The organism is Qipengyuania nanhaisediminis, assembly GCF_045862805.1.
Lineage (GTDB): Bacteria > Pseudomonadota > Alphaproteobacteria > Sphingomonadales > Sphingomonadaceae > Erythrobacter > Erythrobacter nanhaisediminis_A.
This window is the reverse complement of the sequence record NZ_AP025760.1, coordinates 827,405-852,469: the sequence shown is the minus strand read 5'-3', so window position 1 is coordinate 852,469 and position 25,065 is coordinate 827,405. Positions and strand designations below refer to the sequence as shown.

The 25,065-nt window shown below is 63.5% G+C and carries 19 protein-coding genes and 1 tRNA gene; 11 read left to right on the top strand and 9 right to left on the bottom strand.

Translation table 11 applies throughout. The features are described from left to right. Positions 1–1,164, top strand: a complete 1,164-nt coding sequence (locus ACKTSM_RS04145; RefSeq protein ID WP_407875866.1) for a hypothetical protein — start codon at positions 1–3, stop codon at positions 1,162–1,164. Positions 1,165–1,340: 176 nt separating this feature from the next. Here ACKTSM_RS04145 and ACKTSM_RS04140 read toward each other — a convergent pair whose 3' ends face one another. The 5 genes from ACKTSM_RS04140 to ACKTSM_RS04120 form a co-directional block, all read right to left on the bottom strand. After that, positions 1,341–2,447 carry a hypothetical protein gene (locus ACKTSM_RS04140; protein WP_407875865.1) on the bottom strand — a complete coding sequence of 369 codons (1,107 nt, stop codon included), beginning with the start codon at positions 2,445–2,447 and terminating at the stop codon, positions 1,341–1,343. Positions 2,448–2,710: 263 nt separating this feature from the next. Beyond that, complete coding sequence (locus tag ACKTSM_RS04135) at positions 2,711–4,459, bottom strand: hypothetical protein (RefSeq protein WP_407875864.1); 1,749 nt, start codon at positions 4,457–4,459, stop codon at positions 2,711–2,713. 265 nt (positions 4,460–4,724) lie between these two features. Then, positions 4,725–5,279, bottom strand: a complete 555-nt coding sequence (locus ACKTSM_RS04130) for a GNAT family N-acetyltransferase (protein ID WP_407875863.1) — start codon at positions 5,277–5,279, stop codon at positions 4,725–4,727. 3 nt (positions 5,280–5,282) lie between these two features. After that, entirely contained in the window at positions 5,283–6,458 is a 1,176-nt protein-coding gene (locus ACKTSM_RS04125; protein WP_407875862.1) for an aromatic amino acid transaminase, read from the bottom strand. A gap of 111 nt (positions 6,459–6,569) precedes the next feature. Then, positions 6,570–7,448 carry a DUF1134 domain-containing protein gene (locus tag ACKTSM_RS04120; RefSeq protein WP_407875861.1) on the bottom strand — a complete coding sequence of 293 codons (879 nt, stop codon included), beginning with the start codon at positions 7,446–7,448 and terminating at the stop codon, positions 6,570–6,572. A 319-nt stretch (positions 7,449–7,767) separates the two neighbouring features. On the opposite strand from ACKTSM_RS04120, the gene ACKTSM_RS04115 reads away from it, so the two are divergent. From ACKTSM_RS04115 to ACKTSM_RS04080, 8 genes are all read left to right on the top strand, one after another. After that, positions 7,768–7,860: transfer RNA gene (locus ACKTSM_RS04115), tRNA-Ser, on the top strand. A gap of 149 nt (positions 7,861–8,009) precedes the next feature. Further along, positions 8,010–10,325 (top strand): bifunctional salicylyl-CoA 5-hydroxylase/oxidoreductase, encoded by a 2,316-nt coding sequence (locus tag ACKTSM_RS04110; RefSeq protein WP_407875860.1) that lies wholly within the window; start codon positions 8,010–8,012, stop codon positions 10,323–10,325. Then, the gene (locus ACKTSM_RS04105; protein WP_407875859.1) at positions 10,322–11,056 is read left to right on the top strand and encodes an SDR family NAD(P)-dependent oxidoreductase; all 735 of its coding nucleotides are present in this window, start codon (positions 10,322–10,324) and stop codon (positions 11,054–11,056) included. Before ACKTSM_RS04110 ends, ACKTSM_RS04105 begins: the two co-directional genes overlap by 4 nt. Beyond that, entirely contained in the window at positions 11,053–11,523 is a 471-nt protein-coding gene (locus tag ACKTSM_RS04100; protein WP_407875858.1) for a MarR family winged helix-turn-helix transcriptional regulator, read from the top strand. The genes ACKTSM_RS04105 and ACKTSM_RS04100 overlap by 4 nt, the downstream gene beginning before the upstream one ends. Then, positions 11,520–12,332 carry an enoyl-CoA hydratase family protein gene (locus ACKTSM_RS04095; RefSeq protein WP_407875857.1) on the top strand — a complete coding sequence of 271 codons (813 nt, stop codon included), beginning with the start codon at positions 11,520–11,522 and terminating at the stop codon, positions 12,330–12,332. The genes ACKTSM_RS04100 and ACKTSM_RS04095 overlap by 4 nt, the downstream gene beginning before the upstream one ends. Before the next feature lie 11 nt (positions 12,333–12,343). Continuing rightward, positions 12,344–13,969 carry a benzoate-CoA ligase family protein gene (locus ACKTSM_RS04090; protein WP_407875856.1) on the top strand — a complete coding sequence of 542 codons (1,626 nt, stop codon included), beginning with the start codon at positions 12,344–12,346 and terminating at the stop codon, positions 13,967–13,969. Then, positions 13,966–14,382 (top strand): acyl-CoA thioesterase, encoded by a 417-nt coding sequence (locus ACKTSM_RS04085; protein ID WP_407875855.1) that lies wholly within the window; start codon positions 13,966–13,968, stop codon positions 14,380–14,382. Before ACKTSM_RS04090 ends, ACKTSM_RS04085 begins: the two co-directional genes overlap by 4 nt. Continuing rightward, positions 14,372–14,782, top strand: coding sequence for a RidA family protein (locus tag ACKTSM_RS04080; RefSeq protein WP_407875854.1), 411 nt, complete (start codon positions 14,372–14,374; stop codon positions 14,780–14,782). The genes ACKTSM_RS04085 and ACKTSM_RS04080 overlap by 11 nt, the downstream gene beginning before the upstream one ends. Positions 14,783–14,785: 3 nt before the next feature. Here ACKTSM_RS04080 and ACKTSM_RS04075 read toward each other — a convergent pair whose 3' ends face one another. Next, the gene (locus ACKTSM_RS04075) at positions 14,786–17,425 is read right to left on the bottom strand and encodes a M14 family zinc carboxypeptidase (RefSeq protein WP_407875853.1); all 2,640 of its coding nucleotides are present in this window, start codon (positions 17,423–17,425) and stop codon (positions 14,786–14,788) included. 251 nt (positions 17,426–17,676) lie between these two features. On the opposite strand from ACKTSM_RS04075, the gene ACKTSM_RS04070 reads away from it, so the two are divergent. Further along, on the top strand, positions 17,677–20,976 hold the full coding sequence (locus tag ACKTSM_RS04070) for a TonB-dependent receptor domain-containing protein (protein ID WP_407875852.1): 3,300 nt from the start codon (positions 17,677–17,679) through the stop codon (positions 20,974–20,976). A gap of 76 nt (positions 20,977–21,052) precedes the next feature. Here ACKTSM_RS04070 and ACKTSM_RS04065 read toward each other — a convergent pair whose 3' ends face one another. The 3 genes from ACKTSM_RS04065 to ACKTSM_RS04055 all read right to left on the bottom strand — a co-directional run bounded on the left by ACKTSM_RS04065 (position 21,053) and on the right by ACKTSM_RS04055 (position 24,177). Beyond that, positions 21,053–21,625, bottom strand: coding sequence for a VOC family protein (locus ACKTSM_RS04065; RefSeq protein WP_407875851.1), 573 nt, complete (start codon positions 21,623–21,625; stop codon positions 21,053–21,055). Further along, positions 21,622–22,740, bottom strand: coding sequence for a 4-hydroxyphenylpyruvate dioxygenase (gene hppD, locus ACKTSM_RS04060; protein WP_407875850.1), 1,119 nt, complete (start codon positions 22,738–22,740; stop codon positions 21,622–21,624). The genes ACKTSM_RS04065 and hppD overlap by 4 nt, the downstream gene beginning before the upstream one ends. Positions 22,741–22,908: 168 nt before the next feature. Beyond that, positions 22,909–24,177 carry an acetyl-CoA C-acetyltransferase gene (locus ACKTSM_RS04055; protein ID WP_407875849.1) on the bottom strand — a complete coding sequence of 423 codons (1,269 nt, stop codon included), beginning with the start codon at positions 24,175–24,177 and terminating at the stop codon, positions 22,909–22,911. Between the two features lie 118 nt (positions 24,178–24,295). Between ACKTSM_RS04055 and ACKTSM_RS04050 the strand changes: the two genes are divergently transcribed. Continuing rightward, positions 24,296–25,063 carry a crotonase/enoyl-CoA hydratase family protein gene (locus ACKTSM_RS04050; RefSeq protein ID WP_407875848.1) on the top strand — a complete coding sequence of 256 codons (768 nt, stop codon included), beginning with the start codon at positions 24,296–24,298 and terminating at the stop codon, positions 25,061–25,063. Positions 25,064–25,065: the final 2 nt, after the last annotated feature.

Below are 25,065 nucleotides of genomic sequence, written 5' to 3'. Positions count from 1 at the left end.
TTGAATAGGCTCAATCCGGAGAAACAGGCTCGCATGCTCCATGATGTAGTGGAGGCTGGTTCGCTGCGCTCAATCGAGCGGAAACATCAAACCAGCTTCAACACGGTCATGAAGCTCTTCGAAGACGCTGGAGATATGGCGCTCGCTCATTTCGCCTCCCAGAAGAACTTGGAGCCGGCTCGTATTCAGGCAGATGAATTTCACACTTACGTGGGCTCGCGGGACAAAGACCCAGAGCCGACGTCTCCGCGTGATCGTGGGACACACTGGGTCTATTTGGCCATTGATGCCGACAGCAAATGCATTCTGCACCATCTGGTGGGCAGTCGGGAGGTTTACGACGCAACGGAGTTCATGAAGACACTTGCTTCAAAATTGCGGCGAAATGACCACGGCGAATTTGCAGTTCGTCCGACGATAATCACCGATGGCCTGCCCGCGTACAAGGAAGCGTCTGCTGTCGCCTTCGGTACCGATGCTGACGTCGGCATGCTTATCAAGAAGTATTCCGATACCGGGAAGAAAGGGCAAAAGCTCTCGCGCCGCCGGTATATTGGAGCCGACCGCATCACGTTGCTTGGAAGCCCCTCATGGGAGGACGTCCACACCTCATTTATTGAGCGCGTAAATCTGAATTTCCGGATGGACTTAAAACGCTTTACGCGGCGGACCAATGCCTTCTCAAAAACACTTCTAAACTTGAAACGACATGTCGCGCTGTACGCCATGTATTACAATTACTGTCGGATGCACCGCACGCTGCGAATGACGCCTGCAATGGCAGCTGGTTGGACCGATCACATTTGGGAAATCGATGAGCTGGTCGAGATGACTAACAAGTTTATCGCGGACCGACTTAAGAGCTTGGCTTCTAACGACCAATGCGACGTCGACGATACGCTCCCGGATGGCACGCCCACTCACTGGGTCTACCATAGTCCGATCCACTATCGTGCGAAGGTACACGAAGCCAATTGTTATCATTGCAAAGGTGGCCAAGGGCATTTTAGTGGAAAGGCGAAATCCGGTAATTGGCTCCCGTATCATTCATTGGACGATGCGATGGAGGCGGCGGCCAAATTCGAGCCCGACCGTCACGAAATTTGCAATACCTGCATCGGGTCTTATCGTAACGCGGGAGGCTACCGCGGGCCGCGCCGGTGAGCTTCGGTGCTCGCAATTTAATTGCAACGCAGTGGAATGCTTCCATGTCGGTGGAATTCAAACTGAGTCACTACCGAAAAATCCGACGATTCCGGCAAATCCTGCCCCAAGAAATAACGGGCGCGACCAGTTCATTTCACCGACCGCGCCCGCAATACATTCTCTAAAGAACGCGATCAGTGCTGGGTCACGGTGGTCGTGTTGTTGGACCCGAACTGGTTGACGAACGAACTGTTGCCCGCCCCGCCCTGCGTGACTGTCGCAGTAAGGCTGGAGCCGTCCTGCAGGATCGTGCTTTCGGCAAGGGTCGATCCGCCCGACTGCTCGAGATCTGCAAGGTTGCCGGTGCCCGACTGCTCGACCGTCGAGCTGCCATCGTCGCCGAACTGGTCGAGATCGGCTTCGTTGCCAACGCCGCCTGCATTCTGGGTAATGTTCGAGATATTGGCATTGCCGATCTGCTCGAGATGGATCCGATCGTCGGTGCCCGACTGCGTGATGTTCGAGACGTTGGCATCGCCGGTCTGGATGCTGAAGAACTGCAGCGTGTGGAACGCGGTCGAATGGCCGTCCTGCACGATGTTCGCCGTGTTGTTGCCGACCCCGCCCTGGATCGTGATGCCCAGCGAACTGCCGCCCACATCCGAAGTGTTCGACTGGAGGACATCGGCGGTGTTGCCGATGCCGCCCTGCGCCGCGGCGCTGGCGGTGTGCACGCCCGGCTGGTTCACCGTGGCGATGTTGTCCGAGCCGTTCTGATCGATGTCGGACAGGTTCGAGGCGCCCGTCTGGATGTTGGTCGCGGTGTTGTTGGTGCCGAACTGCCGCAACTCCGAATTGGGCGACGAGAAAAAGCCAGTCGTTCCGGTCGCCGAGATGTAGGTGCCCGGCGTGGACGACTGAACGATCGTCCCGTTATGGCCGGTGCCGCCCTGGATCACCTGCACGCCGGCGGTGAAATCGGCACCCGCTGCGACCGGTCCGACCGATGACTGGGTGATCGTGATGTTGTGATTGGCGCCGGTCTGGTTGACTTCGGCAAAGTTGAGCTCGCCCGACTGATCGATCGTGGCGCCCGAATTGGTCGAGGCCTGGTCGACGAAGACATCGCTGTCGAGGCCCGACTGGGTCACGTCCGAGCTATTGGCAGAGCCGGTCTGGTCGATCGTCGCGGCATTGTCGGTGCCGCTTTGGTCGACGGTGCTCGAATTGCTTTGCGCCAAGGCCGGTCCGGCAATGGCGAGCGCGACGATGGACGCGCCGGTGATGACAAATTTCTTCACGTTTATTCCCCCTTGAGCCCGCCTAGCGGCGGGCTTGTGAATGCGCGCTGGTTCCGGGCGATGTCCCGGCTTCAGCGCAACCTGCCCATTGCATTGGATCCGCCAGGCGGATCAGCAGGTTGGTTCTCGACCAGCGCCCGCGAGTTCGGGGCTTGTCGAAGGACGTTGGCGATGGCCCATCTTGGAGGGTCCGTCGCTGCCGCCCCGCTGGCACGCGGGAGGCCGGCGAGGCCAGCACTCCCGCTTGCCGAACCTTGCGCGGCTTACGGGCCGATGTTCTGGTTTACCGTCGCGGTGTTGTTGCTGCCGCTCTGTGTGACGGTCGACACGTCACCGATCCCGCCCTGCGCCACGAAGGCGTTGTTGAACGAGCCGTTCTGGAGCAGCCTTGCGAAGTTGTCCTCGCCCGACTGGGTCAGCTCCGAGACACCGTCGCTGCCGTTCTGGTCGATATCGGCCTCGTTATCGATCCCTCCGGCCAGCTGCGACACGGTCGAGTTGTTCGACGCGCCGATCTGGGTGACGAAGGCAATGTCGCCCTGGCCCGATTGGGTACTGATCGAGACGTTGCCGATGTTATGCTGGGAGACATGCAGTTTCGGGCTGCCATACCCGTCCCCGGTGCCTGTTCCGTCCTGCGTCGCGTTGATCCGGTTCGAATTGCCCAACTGGAAGATGAGTATCGTCGACAATGCAGGTCCGGTGGTCGACTGGTCGGTGGTGATGGTATTGTCCGAACCGGACTGAAACCCGTTGAGTGCATTGTTCTCCCCGCCCTGCGTGGCAATCAGAGAACTGTTCATCCCGGTTTGCGAGAATGACATCAGGCTCGAATCGCCGGGTTGGTCAATATCGGCGAAGTTGTCGCTACCGCTCTGGATCAGGTTCACCCCCGGCGCGACGCTACGGCTTAGGTTCGTACCGCCCGCCCAGCGAATATAGTCACCGCTCTGGTCGATCTGCGCGGTATTGTTGTCCCCTGACTGCTCAAGATCGACGGTCGTAACAGCAAAGGAGCTGGTTGTGACGCCAGTCTGATTGATCGTCGCATTGTGGAACGAGCCGGACTGGTCGACGCGGACCTGCGAGAGCGTGGTGTCGACGTCCTGGAAGATCGAGACCGTCTGGTCGAAGCCCGATTGTGTGACAAAGGCATCCTGCCCTTCGCCCAGCTGGGTCACCGTTGCATTGCCATCGGTCCCGTCCTGGTCGATTTCGACCTCGCCGTTCGAGCCGCTTTGCGTAACGCTCGCGGTGTTAGCATCGGCGGTCTGCGAAACATCGAGCGCATTGCCCGAGCCGGTTTGCACGGTGGTCGCAAGATTGCCGGTGGCGCCCTGTCCGATGTTCGCGCTGTGATCGAAGCCGTCTTGCGAGGCCGTGGCCTGGTTCGACGAACCGGATTGGGTGATCGTGGCACTGTGCAGCGCCCCTACCTGCGTGACCGAAGCGGTTTCATCGTCGCCCGATTGCACGATCATGGCCGAGGCCATGTCGCCATTGTCCTGCGAGACGCTCGCGATGCCGTTCGCGCCCGACTGGTCGATGGTGCTGGTGGCGAGCGTGGTGAGATCCGTCTGGGTGACATTGGCCGAGCCACCGGTCCCGGTCTGGCTGATCACCGATCCGGTGCCCGAACCCTGGCCGCCGCCGAAACCGCCCTGCGTCACCGTGGCGCTGTTGCTCGCCCCGCCGCCATTGGCCTGCGTGATCTGCGAGCTCATGCCGACCGAGGTCGAGGTTTGCGTGACGGTGGCCTGGTTGTCGCCGTCTTGGTCGATGTCGGAAAAGCCGCCGGCCCCTTCCTGGGTGACGGTCGCCTCGTTGGCAACGGCATCGAGCGGCACGCCGTTCTGGTCGAGTTCGGACGTGTTGGTCGAACCCGGCTGGCTGACGCTCGCCGAATTGTCGGTGCCGGTCTGGCTGACTGTGCTCGAATTGCTCTGCGAAAAAGCCGGAGCAGCGGCGGCGAGCGCGATGATCGACGCGCCCGCGAAGATGATATTCTTCACGAGATTTCCCCCCAAATTGGACCCCGCCGACGCAATAGATTTCGCTGCCGGCGACCGATCAACAGGTCCCCACCTGCCGATTCGCATTAAGGAGTAACACGTTAGTAATATTATGCAAATTCGGGGTTTTACGTAGCCGAGAACGGCAGAAATCCGCCATTCTCGTCGCGTGCCATGGTTAACCGCGACCGCGCGAATCCGCCCCTTGCCCCGGACGAAGATCGATGCGGGAATTCTCTTAGCGGAGGCTCGCGAAACAGACCGATCACGGTCTAGCGAGCGGCCCGGCAGCGAATTCCTCGCGGGTCATGGCATAGACAAGGTGGCGCACCATCGCGCCTGCCATCCCGCGCTCTTCGCTGCGCGCGGTCAGCCTTGCGCCGATCTTTTCGAGCGCACGGCGCGAGCGCCAGTTCTCCTCGCCCACGACGAAGCGGCATTCGCCGATGGCCCCGAGTGCATGGCCGACCATCAGACGCTTCATCGCGCGATTTGCCGTTCCGCCCCAGAATTTGCGCGCCAGGAAGGTCCAGCCGATCTCGACGGAACCGCCATTGGCCTCCTCCAACCCGTCATAGCGCGAGGAGCCGATGATCTGCCCGCTCGCCTTGTCGATCGCGACCAGCGCGCCCTGGCTGGCCAGCGCATCGTCGAAAAAGCGCGCGAAAACCTCTGCGCGCCAGCGATCGTGCGCAGGGTGCTGCTCCCAGATCAGCGGATCGGAGGCGACGGCGTGGAGCGCGGCGCGATCTGCGGGCCGCAAGGGTCGCATGGCAAGCTGCGCGTCCTCGAGCACCGGCTGGCAGTCGAGCACGCGCATCCGTCAGCCGGTCACTTCGGCAATCGCGGCGATGAACTTGTCGATATTGTCCATGGTCAGCCCGGCGACATTGATGCGGCCCGACCCGGCCATGTAAATGCCGTGATCCTTGCGCATTTGCTGCACCTGTTCGCTGCTCACCGGCAGGACAGAGAACAGGCCGTTCTGCCGGCCCAGCGGGGCAAGATCGACGCTGCCGGTCATGCCCGCTTCGGCGAGCCGGGTGCGCACGGCGCGCATGCGTTCGCGCATGGTGTCGAGTTCGTCCTGCCAGAGCTGGGTGAGCTTGCTGTCACGCAGCACCAGCCGGACCGCAGCGGCACCGTGATCGGGCGGCATCGACCAGGCGGCGCGGGCCAGCGCATTGGCATTGGAGAACGCGGTGTCGAGCGTGTCGGACCCTTCGGCCATGATGTAAAAAGCGCCCACGCGGTCGCGGTAAAGACCGAAATTCTTGTCGCACGAATAGGCGATGAAAGCCTCGGGCACCTTGGCCAGGACCGCGCGCAGGCCCGCTGCGTCTTCCTCGAGCCCGTGGCCGAGCCCCTGATAGGCGGTATCGATGATCGGGAAAGTCCCGCTTTCGGCCAGCGCGTCCGCGATCTGCGCCCATTCCTCGTCCGAGTAATCGATGCCGGTCGGGTTGTGACAGCAGCCATGCAGGAGGATCCCCTCGCCCGGGCCTGCGCCGCGGATCGTGGAGAGGACCGCGTCGATATTGGCGGTGCCATCGGAATTGGCATGGTCGAATCCGTTCCAGTCGAGTCCGAGATCGCCGATGATCTGGGCATGGTTGGGCCAGCTCGGCGTGCCCATGTGCAGCCGGGTCATCCCCGCCTGCTGCGCGAGCGCGAGCGCGAGCCGCACCGCGCCGGTTCCGCCCGGGGTCTGCATCCCGGCAATGCGCCCGCCCATGGTCGCATCCTCGCCGAAAATGTAAGGCATCAGAGCATTGACGAAACCCATGTCGCCTTCGGGGCCGAGATAGCTCTTGGAATCCTGGCTTTCGACCAGCTGGCGCTCGGCCTCCTTGATCGCGGCGAACACGGGCGTTGCCCCTCGATCGGTGCGATAGACGCCGACTCCGAGGTCGATCTTGTCGGGCCGGTCATCGGCGGCATGGAGCTTGATCAGCGCAAGCAGCGCGTCGGGCGATTGGGGAGCAAGTGTCTCGAGCATGGCCACCCTCTGCCGCGAGCGCGCGCGCGCTGCAACAGGCAATCGGATTGAGCGCGCAAAAGCTGGCCTATCCGTGCGAGCATTCTGCCACTTCGCGCACGTGCCGTAGCGTCAGAAGGGCAGCCAGCGATGCTTCTTGGAAAAGCGCATATAACCCGCATTGACGCCGAGCCTCAGCCCCGCTCCGACCCGGATCGGGATCAGCACCACGTCTCCGCGCCGCATGTAGCTGGCGTGCAGCCCGCCGACGAAATAGGCCTGTCCCTCGCCTGCGGGATAGCGGCGGAAGATGTCCTCGCTGTCATAGAGGTTGTAAACGAGGACAAAGGTGTTTCCGGCATTTGCCCCGGCATCGAAACCGAGCGAGGGACCGGTCCAGTAGACCTCGCGCTGGCCTTCGACCTTGTGGTGGAGCGTACCCGACCCGTAGCGCACGCCGAAGATGAAGGCGCCGCCGCCTTCGCGCCCGACAATATAGCCATTGGGTTCGCCCTGCTTGCGCAAGAGGTCCTCGATCATCCCGGCGAGGCCTTCGGCACCCTTGCCGAAAACGCCTTCGGCCGCGCCGATCAGGTCGTCCTGTTGGTAGGTGGTGGCACTGGCTTCGGCGGCTGCGACATCGCCGGTGGGTGCCGGCTCCGGCTCAGCCGCGCCCGGTGGCGCATATTGCGAGAACTCGCTGTCGAACGACGCGCCCGCATCTGTCTGCGGCGATACATCGGGGAATTGCTCGGGCGCAGCAGGAGCTTCCTCGCGCACGGTCCGCAAAGAAGGATCGACGAGATCGGCATCGATCGCGCCGGTCGCAGCCGCCTGCGCTTCGACGCTCGCGGCGCTGTCATAGGCCTCATCGGGGTCGAAACTCTCGACATCCTGCGCGCCCGCGGGTGCAAGTGCGACCAGTCCTGCCGCGAGAAATGCGGTCACGGCGCGCGCGCGGCGCTTCATCGCGCCAGCAAGGCGATCGGTCTGTGTGGTGCGAATTGGCATGTCCCTCTCCTGTCGCTCTCGTGCAGCCGCAAGTGCGCGCTGCCGAGCAGAAACCTCTCTCCGCTTCGCGGCAACGCATCGTCGGCCAAGCGAATCGAAAACACGGTGAATCGAGTCCCTAGCTTTGTTTTTCTTAAGCCAGGATGGCTGGAAATACGGGACTTTGCGGTGCAGGCGCGCCCGTGCGGAGCCTCGCGAGGCCGGGCCATTGGCACGGATGCGCACCTGCCTCCGATTGCAGGGTTGCCGCCATAGCCCTGCGCGACTATAGCGCGCGGCTCGCGGCCGATTTTCGCCCTTGGCGGACCGATCGCGATGCGGAGACGTGGGTGAGTGGCTGAAACCAGTCCCCTGCTAAGGGACCATACTGTTTATAGCAGTATCGAGGGTTCGAATCCCTCCGTCTCCGCCATTTCTTCTCGAAAAGTTCGGAACCGCCAGGCAACGCCCGACGGCACTGGTTCGCGGCGGTGGGCGCGCCTCGCCTGCATCGACGTGTCCCGCGGTGGGCGAGATATTTTAAACTTGAAATAAATTGGGCGCGCGCGCAGTCTCGTGGATGTGGAGAGAGGAAACCGCCCCGCACGACGCATCGCGATCCTCGGCGGCGGTCCCGCCGGGCTCTATGCCGCGATCAGCCTCAAGCTGCGTTCGCCCGGCGACGTGGTTACGGTGATCGAGCGAAACCGTCCCGACGACACCTTCGGCTGGGGCGTGGTCCTTTCGGAGGAAACGCTCACCAACCTAGCCGCGAACGACCCGCCCAGCGCCGAGGCGATCCGCGCCGACTTTGCCTACTGGGACGATATCGCGGTCGTGCGCGGCGATGATCGCAACCTGTCGAGCGGCCACGGCTTCTGCGGAATCGGCAGGCAGCGGCTTCTCACGCTGTTGCAATCGCGCGCGAACGAACTGGGCGTTGCAATGCGCTTCGAAAGCGAGGCCAGCGATATCGCCGCCCTGATGCGCGGATACGACCTTGTCATCGCAGCCGACGGAATCAATTCCGCCGCGCGCGCCGCCTTTGCCGACGTGTTCGAACCTAAGATCGACCAGCGCGCCAACAAGTTCGTCTGGCTCGGCACGCACCAGAAATTCAACGACGCCTTCACCTTCATCTTCGAGCAGACCGAGCACGGATGGGTCTGGGCGCACGCCTATCAATTCGACGCCGATACCGCGACATTCATCGTCGAATGCAACGCCGAGACATGGGAAGCCTTTGGCTTCGACGAAATGGACCGCGACGCCTCGATCGCGACCTGCGAGCGGATATTCGCGCGGCATCTGGATGGGCACAACCTGCTCTCCAATGCACGACACTTGCGCGGCTCGGGCTGGATCAATTTCCCGCGCGTTCTTTGCGCGAAATGGCACCACGATAACCTCGTCCTGCTCGGCGATGCCGCGGCGAGCGCGCATTTCTCGATCGGATCGGGAACCAAGCTGGCGATGGAGAGCGCCATTGCGCTTGCCGACAAGCTTGCCAGTCATGCTGAGGCGTCAGAAGCGTTTGCCGAATACGAGGACGAGCGCCGCGTCGAAGTGCTCAAGCTGCAATCGGCGGCGCGCAATTCGTGCGAATGGTTCGAGCAGGTCGGACGCTATCTCGGCCTTGCCCCGATGCAATTCGCCTATTCGCTCCTGACCCGCTCGCAAAGGATCAGTCACGAAAACCTGCGCCTGCGCGATCCCCGATGGCTCGGACAGGCCGAAAGCTGGTTCCAGCGCCAGGCTGGAGCCGACCGCGCGCGCGCGCCGATGTTCGCGCCCTTTCGCCTGCGCGACATGGAGCTCGCCAACCGCGTGGTCGTCTCGCCGATGGCACAATACAAGGCGAACGACGGCTGCCCGGGCGACTGGCACTTTGCCCATTATGCCGAACGGGCGAAGGGCGGCGCGGGCCTCGTCATCACCGAGATGACCTGCACCGCGCCCGATGCCCGGATCACGCCCGGATGCACCGGCCTCTATGCGCCCGAGCACGAGGCCGCGTGGAAGCGGCTGACCGATTTTGTTCACGCAGAAACCGATGCGAAAATCGCCGTGCAGATCGGCCATGCCGGGCCCAAGGGTTCGACCCAGCTCGGTTGGGAGGAAATGGATGCGCCCCTGGCCAGCGGCAACTGGCCGCTGCTTTCCGCCTCTGGGGTGCCATGGTCACCGCAGAACCAGGTTCCGCGCGCGATGGACCGGGCGGACATGGACGAAGTGCGCGACCAGTTCGTCGCCGCTGCCGAAATGGCGAAGCGCGCCGGATTCGACATGGTCGAGCTTCACATGGCGCACGGCTATCTGTTGTCGAGCTTCATCACCCCGCTGACCAACCGGCGCAATGACGAATATGGCGGCGAACTGGAAAACCGGATGCGCTTCCCGCTCGAAGTCTTTCACGCGGTCCGCGCAGCCTGGCCCGATCACAAGCCGATCTCGGTGCGGATCTCGGCCAATGACTGGGTCGGCGAGGAGGGCGTCACGCCCGAAGAAGCGGTCGAAATCGCGGCGATTTTGCGGGAGGCGGGCGTCGATATCTGCGATGTCTCCGCCGGGCAGACGACCCCGAGCGCGCAGCCCGTCTACGGACGCATGTTCCAGACCCCGTTTTCCGACCGGATCCGCAACGATATCGGCATGGCGACCATGGCGGTCGGCAATATCTACGAGCCAGATCACGCCAATTCCATCCTGCTCGCAGGGCGCGCCGACCTCGTCTGCCTCGCCCGGCCGCACCTCGCAAATCCCTACTGGACGCTGCACGCAGCCGCCGCGCTCGACGATCGCTTCGTCCATTGGCCCGCCCCCTATCTCGCCGGGCGCGACCAGCTCTACCGCCTCGCCGAAAAGGAGCGCGCGGCTGCCGAGGACTTCAAGGCATGACGCTCGCCGATGCCCACGCGGTCGTGACCGGGGCCGGCACCGGAATTGGTCGCGCCGTCGCGCTCGCTTTGGCCGAAGAGGGCGCGAAGGTCAGCCTGCTGGGCCGCCGGATCGAAAAGCTCGAAGAGGTGGCCGGCGCAGCGGGCGCAATGGCGATCAGCTGCGATGTCACCGACCCCGCACAGGTCAGCCGCGCAATGCGGGCTGCGCGCGAGGCGAACGGCCCTATCGGTTTGCTCGTCAACAATGCCGGGGCCGCTGCAAGCGCCCCCTTTGCCAAGTGGGACACCGAAAGCTGGCGCGCGAGCTTGGCTGTCAATCTCGACGGGGTGTTTCACTGCACCCATGCAGTGATCGAAGACATGATCGAGGCAGATGGAGGCCGGATCGTCACCATCGCCTCGAATGCGGGGCTGCGCGGCTATGCCTATACCGCGCCCTATTGCGCGGCAAAGCACGGCGCGGTCGGACTGATGCGCGCCCTCGCGGTCGAGTTCGCGGGCAAGAATATCACCGCCAATGCGGTATGCCCGGGCTTCGTCGATACCGAAATCGTCGCCGAAGCGGTGCGCCTGATCACGCACAAGACCGGGCGCAGCGAAGACGAAGCGCGCGCAGAGCTTGCCGCTCTCAACCCGTCGGGCCGGCTAATCGCACCCCGCGAAGTCGCATCGCTGGTTCTTGAACTTGCCCGATCGGACAGGACCGGCGAAGCGGTGGAGCTCGCATGAACGCCGCGGCGGACCCGCGCGTGACATCCGACGGGCGCGAACGCCTTCGGCTCTGGCTGCGGCTCCTTAGCCTGTCGCGACGGATCGAGAGCAAGCTGCGCGAGCGGCTGCGCACACGGTTTGGATCCACCCTGCCACGTTTTGACGTCATGGCAGCACTCGCGCGCAGCCCAGAAGGGCTCACCATGGGCGGATTGTCGCAAATGCTGCTGGTCTCCAACGGCAATGTGACGGGCATTGTCGAACGGCTGGCCGAAGACGGGCTTGTGACCCGCAATACCCATGAAGGCGACCGGCGCGCCTCGGTGGTGCGGCTGACAAGGCCCGGCCAGGCTGCCTTCTCCGAAATGGCCGAGGCGCATGCCGTATGGATCGATGAATTGCTGGGCGGCTTCGCGCCCGAGGAAGCGCGCGAGCTTGCAGCCATGCTCGCGCGCGGACACGTGAAATTAGGGGAGAGGACATGACACAGATGGCGGGGCACAGGCCCGAGCACTTCAACTGGCGCATGGAGGGGCGGGTCGCGTGCATCCAGCTCGACCGGCCCGAGCGCAAGAACCCGCTCACTTTCGAAAGCTATGCCGAGCTTCGCGACACCTATCGCGACCTCGCCAGCGCAGAGGACGTGGACGCGGTGGTGCTGCTTCCCAATGGCGGCAATTTCTGTTCGGGCGGGGATGTCCACGAGATCATCGGCCCGCTTGTCGGCATGGACATGAAACGCCTGCTCGCCTTCACCCGGATGACCGGCGATCTCGTCAAGGCGATGATCCATTGCGGAAAGCCGATCATCGCCGCAATCGATGGCGTCGCGGTTGGGGCCGGTGCGATCATGGCGATGGCCTCCGATATCCGGCTGGCAACGCCCGAGGCCAAGACCGCTTTCCTTTTTACCCGGGTCGGCCTTGCCGGATGCGACATGGGAGCCTGTGCCATCCTACCGCGACAAATCGGCCAGGGGCGCGCTGCCGAACTGCTCTATACCGGCCGTTCGATGAGCGCCGATGAAGGCGAGCGCTGGGGCTTTTACAACCGGCTGGTCGATGCCGAAACCATCGCCGACGAGGCAATCGCGCTTGCCACCCGCATCACCGAGGGGCCGGTCTTCGCCCATTCGATCACCAAGACCCAGCTCAACCAGGAATGGGCGATGGGAATCGACCAGGCGATCGAGGCCGAGGCGCAGGCCCAGGCGATCTGCATGCAGACCCGCGATTTCGAACGCGCCTATCGCGCCTTTGTCGACAAGCGCAAACCCGTGTTCGAAGGCGATTGAGAGGACCGGCCATGACCTTGAAACCCAGCGCGCATGTCGACACGTTCGCCCGCGACAACCTGCCTCCAGCAGACCAATGGCCCGACCTCCTGCTCGACGGATACGAATATCCCGACCGGCTCAACGCGGCATTTGAACTGTGCGATGCGCAGGTCGCGCGCGGCATGGGCGATCACATCGCCCTGATCGGGAATGGCCGGGTGCGCACCTACAAGGAGCTCGCCGACTGGTCGAACCGCATCGCTCACGCTCTGGTCGAGGAATACGGCGTGGTCCCGGGCAATCGCGTCCTGATCCGCGGCCCCAACAATCCCGCTCTGGTCGCCTGCTGGCTTGCCGCGACAAAGGCCGGAGCGGTCGCGGTCAACACCATGCCGATGCTGCGCGCGGGCGAGCTGGGCAAGATCGTCGACAAGGCCGAGATCGCGCTCGCGCTGTGCGACACACGCAGTCTCGACGAACTGGTCGCCTGCGCCAAGGACAGCCGTTTTCTTGAAAAGGTCATCGGATTTGACGGCACCGCCAATCACGATGCCGAGCTTGACCGGGTTGCATTGTCGAAACCGGTGGCGTTCGAGCCGGTCGCGACATCACAGGACGACGTCGCCCTGCTCGCCTTCACCTCGGGCACGACCGGCGAACCCAAGGCGACGATGCATTTTCACCGCGACCTGCTGATTATCGCCGATGGCTATGCGCGCGACGTGCTCGGCGTGACTGGAGAGGACATCTTCGTCGGCTCGCCTCCGCTGGCCTTTACTTTCGGGCTGGGAGGTCTGGCGATCTTCCCGCTGCGGTTCGGCGCGGCAGCCGCGCTCCTCGAACAGGCATCGCCTGCCAACATGGTCGAATTGATCGAAAAGCACCGCGCGACTATCAGCTTCACAGCGCCGACCGCCTATCGTGCGATGATGGCGGCGATGGACGAAGGCGCAGACCTGTCTTCGCTCCGCCTCGCGGTCTCGGCCGGCGAGACGCTGCCCGCCCCGGTCTGCGAGGAGTGGGAAGGGAAGACCGGCAAGCCGATCCTCGACGGGATAGGCGCGACCGAATTGCTGCACATCTTCATCACCAACACGCCCGGCGATCGCCGCCCGGCCTGCACGGGCCGCCCGGTGCGCGGCTACGAAGCGCGAATTGTTGATGATGAAATGCGCGATGTGCCGGATGGCGAGGTCGGAAGGCTCGCAGTGCGCGGTCCGACCGGCTGCCGCTATCTCGCCGACAGCCGCCAGCGCGATTATGTGCGCGAGGGCTGGAACCTCACGGGCGACAGCTTCCGCCAGGACGAGGACGGGCGCTTTCACTTTGCCGCGCGTTCGGACGACATGATCATTTCGGCCGGCTACAACATTGCCGGGCCCGAGGTCGAAGCCGCGCTACTCTCGCACCCGCAGGTCGCCGAATGCGCGGTGATCGGCGTCGCCGACGAGGCGCGCGGTCAGATCGTCGAGGCGCATGTCGTGCTCAAGGATGGCGCTGAGGGTGATACCGCGCTGTCCGATGAATTGCAGGAACACGTCAAGCAGCGCATCGCGCCCTACAAATATCCGCGCAGCATTGTCTTCACAGCTGCGCTTCCCAGGACGAGCACCGGCAAGATCCAGCGCTTTCGCCTGCGCGAGGCGACGCGGTGAGCGCATTTGAAACCAGTCGCATCCTGCGCTTCGGACAATGCGATCCGTCGGGGATTGCCTATTTCCCGGCCTATCTCGACATGCTCGTCGGTGTGACGGAGGACCTGTTCGCGGCAATCGGCTGGCCTTGGCCGAAGCTCAGAAGCGAGCGCGCGATCACCACGCCAACCGTCTCGCTCGACGTGACGTTCTCGCGCCCGGGGATGGAAGGGGACCGGCTTTCCTTTCGCTGCGCAGTCAGCCGGATCGGGACGACCTCGCTCGACCTCTCGCACACCGTGAGCGCGCAGCGCGAATTGTGGCGCGCCGGCCAGCGGCTTGTCGCGACCTCGCCCCAAACCCACCGCCCGGTTCCCTGGCCCGATGACATCCGCACCGGCCTGTCCCAATTTCAGGAGAGCGATGATGCATGAAATCCTCCACCCCGCCGGATGGGCGCCGGCCATCGGCTATGCCAATGGCGTGCTCGCCGAGGGACGCACGATCCACCTCGGCGGACAGATTGGCTGGAACGCCGCGCAGGAATTCGAAAGTGATGACCTGGCTGACCAGGTGCGCCAGACCCTCGACAATATCGTCGCGGTGCTGGCCGAAGCCGGGGCCGGGCCGCAGCACCTCGTTTCACTCACCTGGTTCATGACCGATCTCGACGAATACAGCGCGCGGCTGAAGGATATCGGCCGCGCTTATCGCGAGGTGATCGGCAGACATTATCCGGCCATGGCCGCGCTCGAGGTCAGGCGGCTCGTCGAACGCCGTGCCAAGGTCGAGATCCAGGCGCTCGCTGTCCTGCCGGACGTAGAGAAAGGCTGACCGTCAACGCACACGCGAGGGCGCGACGAGCACCGCATTGGCGAGCAGGAGGTCGAGCCCGTCGAGATAGGCCCGGGTCGCGGGGTCGTGGGCAAAGCCGATCGCAAGGCCGCGCCCGCGGCGTTGGGCGACAAGATAGGGCTTGAAAGCGAGCTGGCGGCGGTTTTCGTCCCAGACATAACCGCTCGCCACCAGGCGGTCGGCGGCCTCGAAGCGCAACACATTGACGCCGCGGGCCCGGTCGAGCGGAGCGAAGATCTGCGATCCGCTGGCAAGCACCACCGCGCCTGAATCATAGCCTGCCGACAGGAAGTGCTCGGGGTCAGCGACCGTGCGCAGCAGGGCGCCGGGAAGCGTGTCGGGAAGCGCGGCCCGATCGGCGATCGCCTCGCGATATTCGGCTTCGCTCGCAATCTCCTGTCCAGCGGCCAGCGGGGCATCTTCGTTGCTCCCTGCCTCTGACGGGTCGCGTCCCAGCGCGGCTTCGCGCCGCACCGCGATCAGCGGGTCATCGCCGCCCGCAAAGCTCGTCACGCTTCGCCCGATCGCCACCAGAACGCCGCCGCGTTCGACAAAGGCGCGCAAGGTCGCTGCCCCGCCCTCGCCGATCGTTCCGCCCGGCGCCCCATCGGGCACGATCACGACGTCGTAATCGGACAGGTCAGCGCGGGCGAAGCGATGCGTGCGGATCGGAACGACCGGCAGACCAAGTCTCTGCTCGAGCACGTAGCGCAAGGCCCCCGCGCTCAATTGCGAGATGCCTTCGTCCCAGGCCATCGCGACCTTGGGCACGGACAGCCGGGCAAATGCATCGCTGCCAAGGTTTGGCCCGGCCTCGACCCAGCTATCGGAAAGCCCCACGGTTTCCGCGCCGATTGTGCGCGCGAGAGCGAGAAGCCGCGCGATCCTGTCAGAGCCGTTGGCGGCCACGGCGAAAATCACCGTGCCGCGCGGGAATGTCCGCCCATCCTTTACGAAAGCCTCATCGGTGACGCGCGCATCGAGCCCCTCGCGAAGCGCAAGGGTTACCAGTCGGGCCTGCCCGCTATCGCTCCACGGCACCGCGATTGCGAAATCGCCTGCGCCGCTCGGCATGGGTGCAATCGGCGCCTCTGCCGCGAGCCGTTCGCCGCCCGGCGCGCTGGCACATTCCGCGACTGCGACGCCCGACATCAGCCCCACCGACCAGGCGGTGACATCGTAGAGTTCGTGCGGCAGGTCCCGGGACCGCCGCTGCTCCTGCTCGCTCATGAAGTCGCGCGGGAGCGGGGTGTCACGGTCGAGAAGGCTGCGAACCAGCCGCGCGGCGGGTTGCGCTTGCGGGACAGCGAGATAGCCACTCGGATAGCTGCGACCACAGGCGCTTGCCGGCCCGTCGCGTCGGCGAACCTCGATCCCCTGCATCGCGAGCCTGCGGCCAAGCGCTTCGGCGTTCCAGCGCCGGGTGCCAAGGTCGATCACATAGGCCCCGCTTCCTGCATTTCCGCGCGCATTGGCAGCGCGATAGGCCGCGTAATCGGCAAGAAAGCGGTCGGCGTTCATCGCCACCGCCTCTGCGGTCGAGAGGCTGGCGATGAAGTGGTTTCGCACCCCGTCGGCATAGGTCAGCACGGTGCCGTCGCGTCGTTCGAACACAAGGCCCCGCGCCGAGCCTTGTTCGTAGGTAGACCCGATCGCGCCCTGGTGGGTGTTCCAGGTGTCACCGTATCCCGGATAGAACAGGTCATAGACTTCGCGGGTGAAGTAGGGCTCGCCCATGGCATCGAAATATGCCGCGTTGTTGCGTCCGATGATCTCGTAGGCGCGGCGCTGGGCGGCGGTGATATTGGGATTGATCGGCTGTGCGGCGGGCGAAAAGAAATAGGTCTCGTCGCCGCCCATTTCATGGACATCGACCACCACGACCGGGTTCCAGGCGCGCATCGCGGCAACCTTGCCGCGGGTCTCGGGCTGGGAAAGCGTGAACCAGTCGCGGTTGAGGTCGAACATGTAATGATTGACGCGTCCGCTAGGCCAGGTCTCGTCGTGTTCGGCAGCTTGCCGGTCGGCGGCAGGCTCGATGCCGACAGCGCCCCGGAAGTGATTGACGAAGCGCGCGCGGCCATCGGGATTCTGCATCGGGTCTATCGCAACGATGCTTTGCGCCAAGATTTGCTGCGTCCTCGTGTCATTCCTCGCGGCAAGCAAGTGGTAGGCCATCATCAGCGCCGCATCGGTCGAACTGATCTCGTTGCCATGGACGCCATAGGCGAGCCACGTCACCGGCAGCGCCGCACTGTTGCCCGCACGTCCCGCTGCGATCTCGCCAAGATCGGCCTGCACCGCATCAATCCGTGCCATGTTCTGTGGCGCGGTGAAAAGCAGGTAGTGGAGCGGCCGTCCTTCCCAGCTTGTCGCATATCGGACCATTCGCGCCCGCTCTGGCGCGGCCTTGACCAGCGCGCGCAGATAGCGGTTCGCCTCTTCCGGAGACGTGATCCGCTCCCCCGGCGCATGTCCGACCACTTCGCTCAAGGTCGGGATCGCCGGGTCGAACTCGCCATCTAGGAAAGATTGCGCCTGCGCGCTGACAGGCCGCAGGACGAGCGCGGCGAGAACGGAAAGGCTGGCAAGGAAGAAGCGGACGAAGTGACGATGTTGCAAGGCTGCCCCCGGGGATACTGAGAATCCTATCGCTAGAAGGTCTCTGGCAATCGGAGCAAGCGGTCAAGCACACTTGGTCCTGGCCGCGCACGACACGCATTGCCGATCGATTGGCGAAAGGCCTTAAAGAGCAACAAAATTGCAACGCAGGCCACGCAAAAACAATTATTCGACAAACCGCGCTTGACACCTGTCCGCAGCCGAGAAATCCTCCCGCCTCGGATCGTCAAAGCAACAGGATGGGAAACACGATGAAACCCCTCAAGATTTCGGGCCAGGCCCTTTTGCTCGCTGCTGCCAGCAGCATGCCCTTTGCCGTGCAGGCGCAGGAAGCCCCGGCACCCGGCACAGCAGTCGCCGACGAGCAGGAAGAGGGAGGCCGCATCGTCGTGACCGGGTCGCGCATCGCGATCGACCCGAATATCGGCGCACCGCAACCCGTGATCTCTGTCGATGCCGAGGCGCTGACCCAGGCTGGCGCGTCCGACGTCGTCGAAGTCCTGCGTGACGTGCCCGCGCTTTCGACTTCGACCACCTCAGAAGGCTCGATCGACGGCATCTTCTCCGAAGCGGTCGGCCAGTCGATCCTCAATTTGCGCGGCCTCGGCTCGAACCGCACGCTGGTTCTGGTCAACGGGCGCCGTCACGTGTCGGGCGTTGCTGGCGAACAGGCCGTCGATATCAATTCGATCCCGACCGCTTTGATTGAACGGGTCGAGACTCTGACCGGCGGCGCGTCCTCGATCTACGGTGCCGACGCCGTGACCGGCGTTGTCAACTTCGTGCTCAAGGACGATTTCGAAGGGGTCGAGGCCAATATCCAGTCGGGCATCTCCTCCGAAGGCGATGCCTGGCGCATCAATGGCGATCTCACCTGGGGAACCAATTTCGCCGACGGGCGCGGCAACATCACCATTTCGGGTGAATATGCCTATGGCGAGGAATTGCAGTTCGGCGAGCGCGCCTTTTCGCGCGACAACGGCATATTCGATGATCAGGCGAACCCGGCACTGCGCTTCCAGACAGGCGAGCTCAACCCCACTGACACGCCCAACTTCCTCGCCAATGGTGCGATCATCGGCGGGCTGATCCCGACCGATACGACCGGCTTCACGCCGACCGCAGCCGAAGCGGCTCTGATCGCGCGTTCGGTCAATGCCCCGCGGCGTTTCATCGCGGGCGATCCGCGCTTCTCGCTGTCGTCTGCAGGCGGCATCATCGCGCCGGGTGATATCGGCCTCAGCGATGGTCCCGACATCAACAATAACGGCATTCCCGACTGTCGCGAAAGCGCGGTGGGCTACAATTCCACCTTCAATCCGGGCGCCTTCGGTCTTGCAGGCGGTTGCGCGGTCATCAATCCCGATGGCAGCCTGAGCGTGTATCAGGACGGTCAGATCACCGGCCTGTTCAACCAGTTCGGCGGCGACGGTATCCAGAACAATTTCAACGTCAATTCGTTGATCCCCGAAACCGAGCGCTGGTCGGTCAACGCCTTGCTCAGCTACGAATTCTCGCCCGGGGCGACAGTCTTTTTCGAAGGCAAGTACGTTTCAAATTCGGCCGAATTCCAGGCCCAGCCCAACACTTTCTACGACCTTCTCACGATCCGCGAGGACAATCCCTTCATCACCGCTGACCAGCGCGAATATGTCGGCGAACTGTTCTTCGGGAACGGTACCGATCGCGGCTTCTACATCACCCGCGACCCGGTCGATCTCGGGCCGAACCGCAACCGCAACGAGTTCGAGACATGGCGTTTCGTCGGCGGGGTTCGCGGCGACACCTCGGATCACTTCTCCTACGAGGTCTCGGCCAATTACGGCCGGTTCACCCAGACCACTTTCGACGCCAACCGCGTGATCATGGACCGGTTCTTCGCCGCGATCGATGTGACCACCGATGCTGGCGGCAACGCGATCTGCCGGTCGGACATCGACCCGACCGCGCCTGCCACCACGCCTTTCGGCATCCCGGCGGGCGATCCGGGCTTCTTCACCTTCAACCCGGGTGACGGTTCTTGCCGTCCCGCCAATATCCTCGGCGGCATCGGTGCGATCAGCCAGGACGCGATCGATTTCATTACCACCACGACGGTCAATGAATTCCAGCTCGAACAGCTGGTCTTCAGCGCGATCTTTACTGGCGATACCGGCGCGTTCTTCGAACTGCCCGGCGGTCCGGTCGGCTTCGCTTTCGGGATGGAATATCGCGAGGAGCGTTCGGAATCGAACTTCGATCCTCTGATCCAGGGCATCGTCCCGGTGACGACACCGGATGCCAATGAAGGCGACCTGCTCGGAAATCTCGGATTTTCGCAGACCTCGCTGGTGTTCGATCCGGCCTCGCCCAGCGTGAATTCGCGCGGGACCTTCGATGTCTACGACCTGTTCGCAGAGCTTCGCCTGCCGATCCTGTCGGGCGTTCCCGGAGCCGAGACGCTCGAACTGGGCGCCGCGGCACGGTTCTCGAGCTATTCGACCGTGGGCGACACCTTCACCTGGAACGTCAACGGGCTGTGGTCGCCGGTCGAGGACATCCTGTTCCGAGCCAGCTATGCCCGCGCGGTGCGCGCACCGAACATTTCCGAACTGTTCGATCCGCCGCAGGGCGCGTTCTTCCGCCCCGTCGATCCGTGTGATGTCGGCAACCTCGTGACCGCCGATGATCCGAACCTGCGGCAGGCGAACTGCACCGCGTTCTTCAACTCGATCGGCTTCGATCCGACCTTCGGCACCGGCACCTACAGCTATGTCGATCCGCTCACCGCGCGCTTCACCGGCTCGCTCGGCGGCAACCCGGACCTCGAAGAGGAAACCGCGACGACCTGGACCCTTGGCGGCCAGCTCACGCCGCGCTTCCTTCCGGGCTTCATCCTCTCGGTCGACTATTACAATATCGAGATCGAGGACGCGATCGACCCGGTCGGTTCGCAGGACATCGTCGACAATTGCGTCGACAGCGCCTCCATCAACAACGGGTTCTGCGATCTCATCGAACGCAACCCGGCATCTGGCGGCTTCACGTTCCTGCGCCAGACCTTCGTCAACTTCGCCCGGCTCGAAACCGCCGGTGTCGAAGCCTCGATGCAATATCGCTTCGGCGCAGGCCCGCTCGACTTCACATTGAACGCGAGCGGCACCTGGGTCGACAAGCTCAACGACTTCTTCGACCCTTCCGACCCGACGCTGATCGATCCCGAACTCGGCGAATTGCAGCGGCCCGAATGGGCAGGCCGCGCCTCGCTGACGGCGGAATACGAGAACTTCAGCCTGACCTGGGGCACCACCTATCTCGATGCGATGGGCCTGCGTGCGGTGGAGATCGAACAGGTCGGCGATACCGGTGCCGACACCTATTCGAGGGCCAACGGTCTCACCAACGAGGCTTGGATCCACGACATCTCGTTCACTTGGGAGGCGAGCGACATGATCGACATCTATGGCGGCGTGAACAACGTCTTCAACCGCAAGCCGTTCGTGACGGAACAGGCCTATCCGGTCAGCCCGGTGGGAACGCTGTTCTTCCTCGGCGCGACCGTTTCAATGTAACGACAGGTTTCGCCACCCAAGAAAAAGGGCGCAGGAGGCATCCCCTCCCGCGCCCTTTCTCATTCGGCAATGCGGATCAGCTCTTGGCGTGTTCCTCGCGCGCGATCGCGTGCAGCCAGTCGGCGTGGCGCGGGGCTTTCTTGGTCTCGCTCCACTCGTCGAGCATCATCGGCGCGACGCGCTTCAACTCGGCATATTGTTCCTCGGTCCCGATATCGGCGGCGAGTTCGACGCGGTGGCCATTGGGGTCGAAGAAATAGATCGACTTGAAGATGCCGTGATGCGTCGGGCCGAGCACTTCGATGCCTTCGCTCTCGACATGGGCTTTTGCCGCAAGCAGCGCCTCTTCGTCGGGCACGCGAAATGCCAGATGCTGGACCCATGCGGGCGTGTTCTCATCGCGGCCCATGTCGGGCTGGTTGGGCAATTCGAAAAAGGCGAGGATATTGCCATTCCCCGCATCTAGGAAGACGTGCATGTAGGGATCGTATTCGCCGGTCGAGGGCACGTGATCCTCGGCAAAGGCGGTGGTGTAATCCATGCCCAGCACGCGGCCGTACCATTCGACCGTTTCCTTCGCATCCTTGCAGCGATAGGCGGCGTGGTGGACGCCGCCCAGCTTCACCGGGTGGGCTGCAGCCTCGGTCATTCGGCCGGTTCCTTTTCAGCCGTATCGAGAACGCCGCGCGCGATCTGGTCGCGCTCGATGCTTTCGAACAGCGCCTTGAAATTGCCTTCGCCAAAGCCGTCATCGCCCTTGCGCTGGATGAACTCGAAGAAGACCGGGCCGACCTGCGCCTCGGCGAAGATCTGAAGCAGAAGGCGCGGCGTGCCCCCTTCGGTCGTCCCGTCGAGCAGGATGCCGCGCATCTTGAGCGCATCGACATCTTCGCCATGGCCGGGAAGCCGTTCGTCGAGCATCTCGTAATAGGTGGCAGGCGGCGCGGTCATGAACGGCACGCCGTATTCCTTGAGCCGGTCCCAGCAAGCGACCAGGTCATCGCAGATAAGCGCGATGTGCTGGATGCCCTCGCCGTTGAATTCGCGCAGGAATTCCTCGATCTGGCCCTTGCCGCCCTCGCCTTCCTCGTTGAGCGGGATGCGGATCTTGCCGTCGGGCGCGGTAAGCGCCTTGGAGGTGAGGCCGGTATATTCGCCCTTGATATCGAAGAAACGGATCTCGCGGAAATTGAACAGCTTTTCGTAGTAATCCGCCCAATATTTCATTCGCCCGGTATAGACGTTGTGGGTGAGGTGATCGATCGTGTGAAAGCCCGCGCCCTCGGGCTTGGGATCGACACCGGGCAGATAATCGAAATCGATGTCGTAGATCGTAAGGCTCTTGCCCTCGGCCCCGTCATAGCGGTCGACGAGGTAGAGGATCGCGCCGCCAATGCCGCGGATCGCGGGGATCTTGAGTTCCATCGGACCGGGTTCGTTGGCGACCGGTTCGGCGCCCGCTTCGATCAGGTGGTCATAAGCCTTTTGCGCATCGCGCACGCGGAACGCCATGCCGCAGGCGCTGGGGCCGTGCTCGCGCGCGAAATACCAGGCTGCGCTGCGCGGTTCGTAATTGGCAATGAGATTGATCCCGCCCTGGCGCCACAGGTCGACGTCCTTGGATCGGTGCTTGGCCACGCGGGTGAAGCCCATGGCCTCGAATACCGGCTCGAGAACGCCCTTTTCGGGGGCGCAGAACTCGACGAACTCGAAGCCGTCGAGGCCGGCGGGATTTTCGAACAGGTCACCGGGATGGTCAGTCATGGATATACGCTCTCGCTTGCAGGATCTGGTTACGTTTGTAACTAAATACGCCGCGCGAGAAGATTTGTCAAAGGCCAAGCGCACGCCTTGGCGCGCTTCGCCACCCGGTCTGCCGCTCATTCGGCTCCGTTCGCCCGATGCAGCGACGCGAACGCCTGGGTCCCGCGTTCAGTCGACGAAACCGTCGACGCGCTCGATGATGATCGCCGGAGCCATGCCGCCCGCCGCGCACATCGTGACCAGCCCTCGCTTGAGGTCGCGCCGTTCAAGCTCGTCGAGCACGGTGCCGATCAGGATCGATCCGGTCGCACCGATCGGATGGCCCAGTGCGATAGAACCGCCGTTGACGTTGACCTTGTCCCAATCGAGCCCGAGATCGCGCACGAACTTGGCGGCAACGACAGCGAACGCCTCGTTGATCTCGAACAGGTCGATGTCGTCGGTCGTCAGTCCGGCCTTTGCGAGCACCTTCTTCGCCGCAGGCACGGGCGCATTGAGCATAAGCGTCGGGTCATCGCCCATATTCGCGGTGGCGACGATCCGCGCGCGCGGCGTGAGCCCGTGTTCCTGCGCATAGGCCTTGCTCGTCACCAGCACCGCGGCCGCGCCGTCAACGACGCCGCTCGAATTGCCGGCATGGTGGAAGTGCCGGATCTCGACGTCGGGATACTTCTGGTTGATCAGACCGCGAAAGGTTGTGCCCTTGGCGTCGAGTGGTACGTCGGCGATCTTGGCGAAAGCCGGCTCGAGCGTGGCGAGGCCTTCCATCGTGGTCTCAGGGCGCGGATATTCGTCGTGATCGAGCACCACGCTGCCATCGTCGAGCGTGACCGGCACGAGCGATCTGTCGAAATGCCCCTTGGTCACCGCTTTGGCAGCGCGCTGCTGCGAACGGTAACCGACCTCGTCGAGCTCTTCACGGGTGAAGCCCTCGATCGTCGCAATCGCATCGCCGCAGATGCCCTGGTGCGATTGCGGGTGCAGCTTTTGCAGCCGCTCATTGTAACTGCCCATCATCGGCGGCTTGAGCCCTGCCTGCATCTTCTCCTTCGTCATCGCAGCGGTGAGGCTCATCATCTCGGTCCCACCGGCGACGACGCAATCCTCCATCCCGCTCATCACCTGCGCCGCGGCGAGGCTGACGCTGGTGATCCCGCCGCCGCAGAACCGGTCGAGCGTGGTGCCAGAAGACGTGATGTCGTAGCCCGCATCGAGCGCTGCCATGCGGCCCAGATCGCCCGCCTGCATCCCGTCCTGAGTGCTCACCGACCAGATCACGTCATCAACGCTTGCAGTGTCGAGATCGTTGCGCGTCGCGATCGCCTTGAGCACGGTCGCGGCCAGATGCTGCGGGTGCTGTTCGGCCAGCGCGCCCTTGCCCTGCTTGCCGATCCCGCGCGGCGTGCGGACTGCGTCGATGATATATGCCTCGCCCATGGCGGCTTTCTCCCATTTCGCGAAATTGCGGTTGACGTATCCGTAAGGCCCCTGCACCACTCGCACAAGAAATCAGTTGCATTTCGCAATTCTCAATCTGCACGAGGGAGACAGAGCCTTGTCCGATACCCAGGAAGTCCTGACCGAAACCGAAGACGGCGTGCTGATCGTCACGATCAACCGGCCCGAGGCCAAGAACGCGATGACCAAGGCGGCATCCGAAGCGATCGCGGCGGCCATGGACAGGCTCGATGAGGACGACGGCTTGCGCGTGGGCATCCTTACCGGGGCGGGCGGCACCTTCTGTTCGGGCATGGACCTGAAAGGCTTTCTGCGCGGCGAAAGCCCGGTGGTCGAAGGGCGCGGCTTTGGCGGCGTGGTCCAGGCTCCGCCGAAAAAGCCGTTGATCGCCGCGGTCGAAGGCTATGCGCTTGCAGGCGGGCTTGAACTGATGATCGCCTGTGACCTCGTGGTCGCGCACAAGGAAGCCAAGTTCGGCATCCCCGAAGTCAAGCGCGGCCTTGTCGCCGCGGCGGGCGGCGTGATGATGCTGCCCGACCAGATCCCCGAACGGATCGCGATGGAATTGGCGCTTACCGGCGACTTCATGGGCACCGAACGCGCCCATGCCATCGGCCTCATCAACACGATTGCCGATGGCTCCGCCCTCGACGGGGCGAAGGCGCTCGCTGCCAAGATCGCGGCCAATGGCCCTCTGGCGGTGCGCGTGTCGAAGCAGATCATCAAGGAATCGCGCAGCTGGGCGATGGAAGATCGTTATACCAAGCAGGCGCAGCTGATCGCGCCGGTCTTCGTCTCGGAAGACGCGCGCGAAGGCGCGGCCGCCTTTGCCGAGAAGCGCGCACCCAACTGGAAGGGGAAGTAAGC

Coding starts and splice junctions, on each gene's coding strand:
- ACKTSM_RS04130 (WP_407875863.1), bottom strand. CDS start 5,279: ATGCGCGTGCTCGACTGCCAGCCGGTGCTCGAGGACGCGCAGCTTGCC.
- ACKTSM_RS04125 (WP_407875862.1), bottom strand. CDS start 6,458: ATGCTCGAGACACTTGCTCCCCAATCGCCCGACGCGCTGCTTGCGCTG.
- ACKTSM_RS04120 (WP_407875861.1), bottom strand. CDS start 7,448: ATGCCAATTCGCACCACACAGACCGATCGCCTTGCTGGCGCGATGAAG.
- ACKTSM_RS04105 (WP_407875859.1), top strand. CDS start 10,322: ATGACGCTCGCCGATGCCCACGCGGTCGTGACCGGGGCCGGCACCGGA.
- ACKTSM_RS04100 (WP_407875858.1), top strand. CDS start 11,053: ATGAACGCCGCGGCGGACCCGCGCGTGACATCCGACGGGCGCGAACGC.
- ACKTSM_RS04095 (WP_407875857.1), top strand. CDS start 11,520: ATGACACAGATGGCGGGGCACAGGCCCGAGCACTTCAACTGGCGCATG.
- ACKTSM_RS04090 (WP_407875856.1), top strand. CDS start 12,344: ATGACCTTGAAACCCAGCGCGCATGTCGACACGTTCGCCCGCGACAAC.
- ACKTSM_RS04080 (WP_407875854.1), top strand. CDS start 14,372: ATGATGCATGAAATCCTCCACCCCGCCGGATGGGCGCCGGCCATCGGC.
- ACKTSM_RS04070 (WP_407875852.1), top strand. CDS start 17,677: ATGAAACCCCTCAAGATTTCGGGCCAGGCCCTTTTGCTCGCTGCTGCC.
- ACKTSM_RS04065 (WP_407875851.1), bottom strand. CDS start 21,625: ATGACCGAGGCTGCAGCCCACCCGGTGAAGCTGGGCGGCGTCCACCAC.
- hppD (WP_407875850.1), bottom strand. CDS start 22,740: ATGACTGACCATCCCGGTGACCTGTTCGAAAATCCCGCCGGCCTCGAC.
- ACKTSM_RS04055 (WP_407875849.1), bottom strand. CDS start 24,177: ATGGGCGAGGCATATATCATCGACGCAGTCCGCACGCCGCGCGGGATC.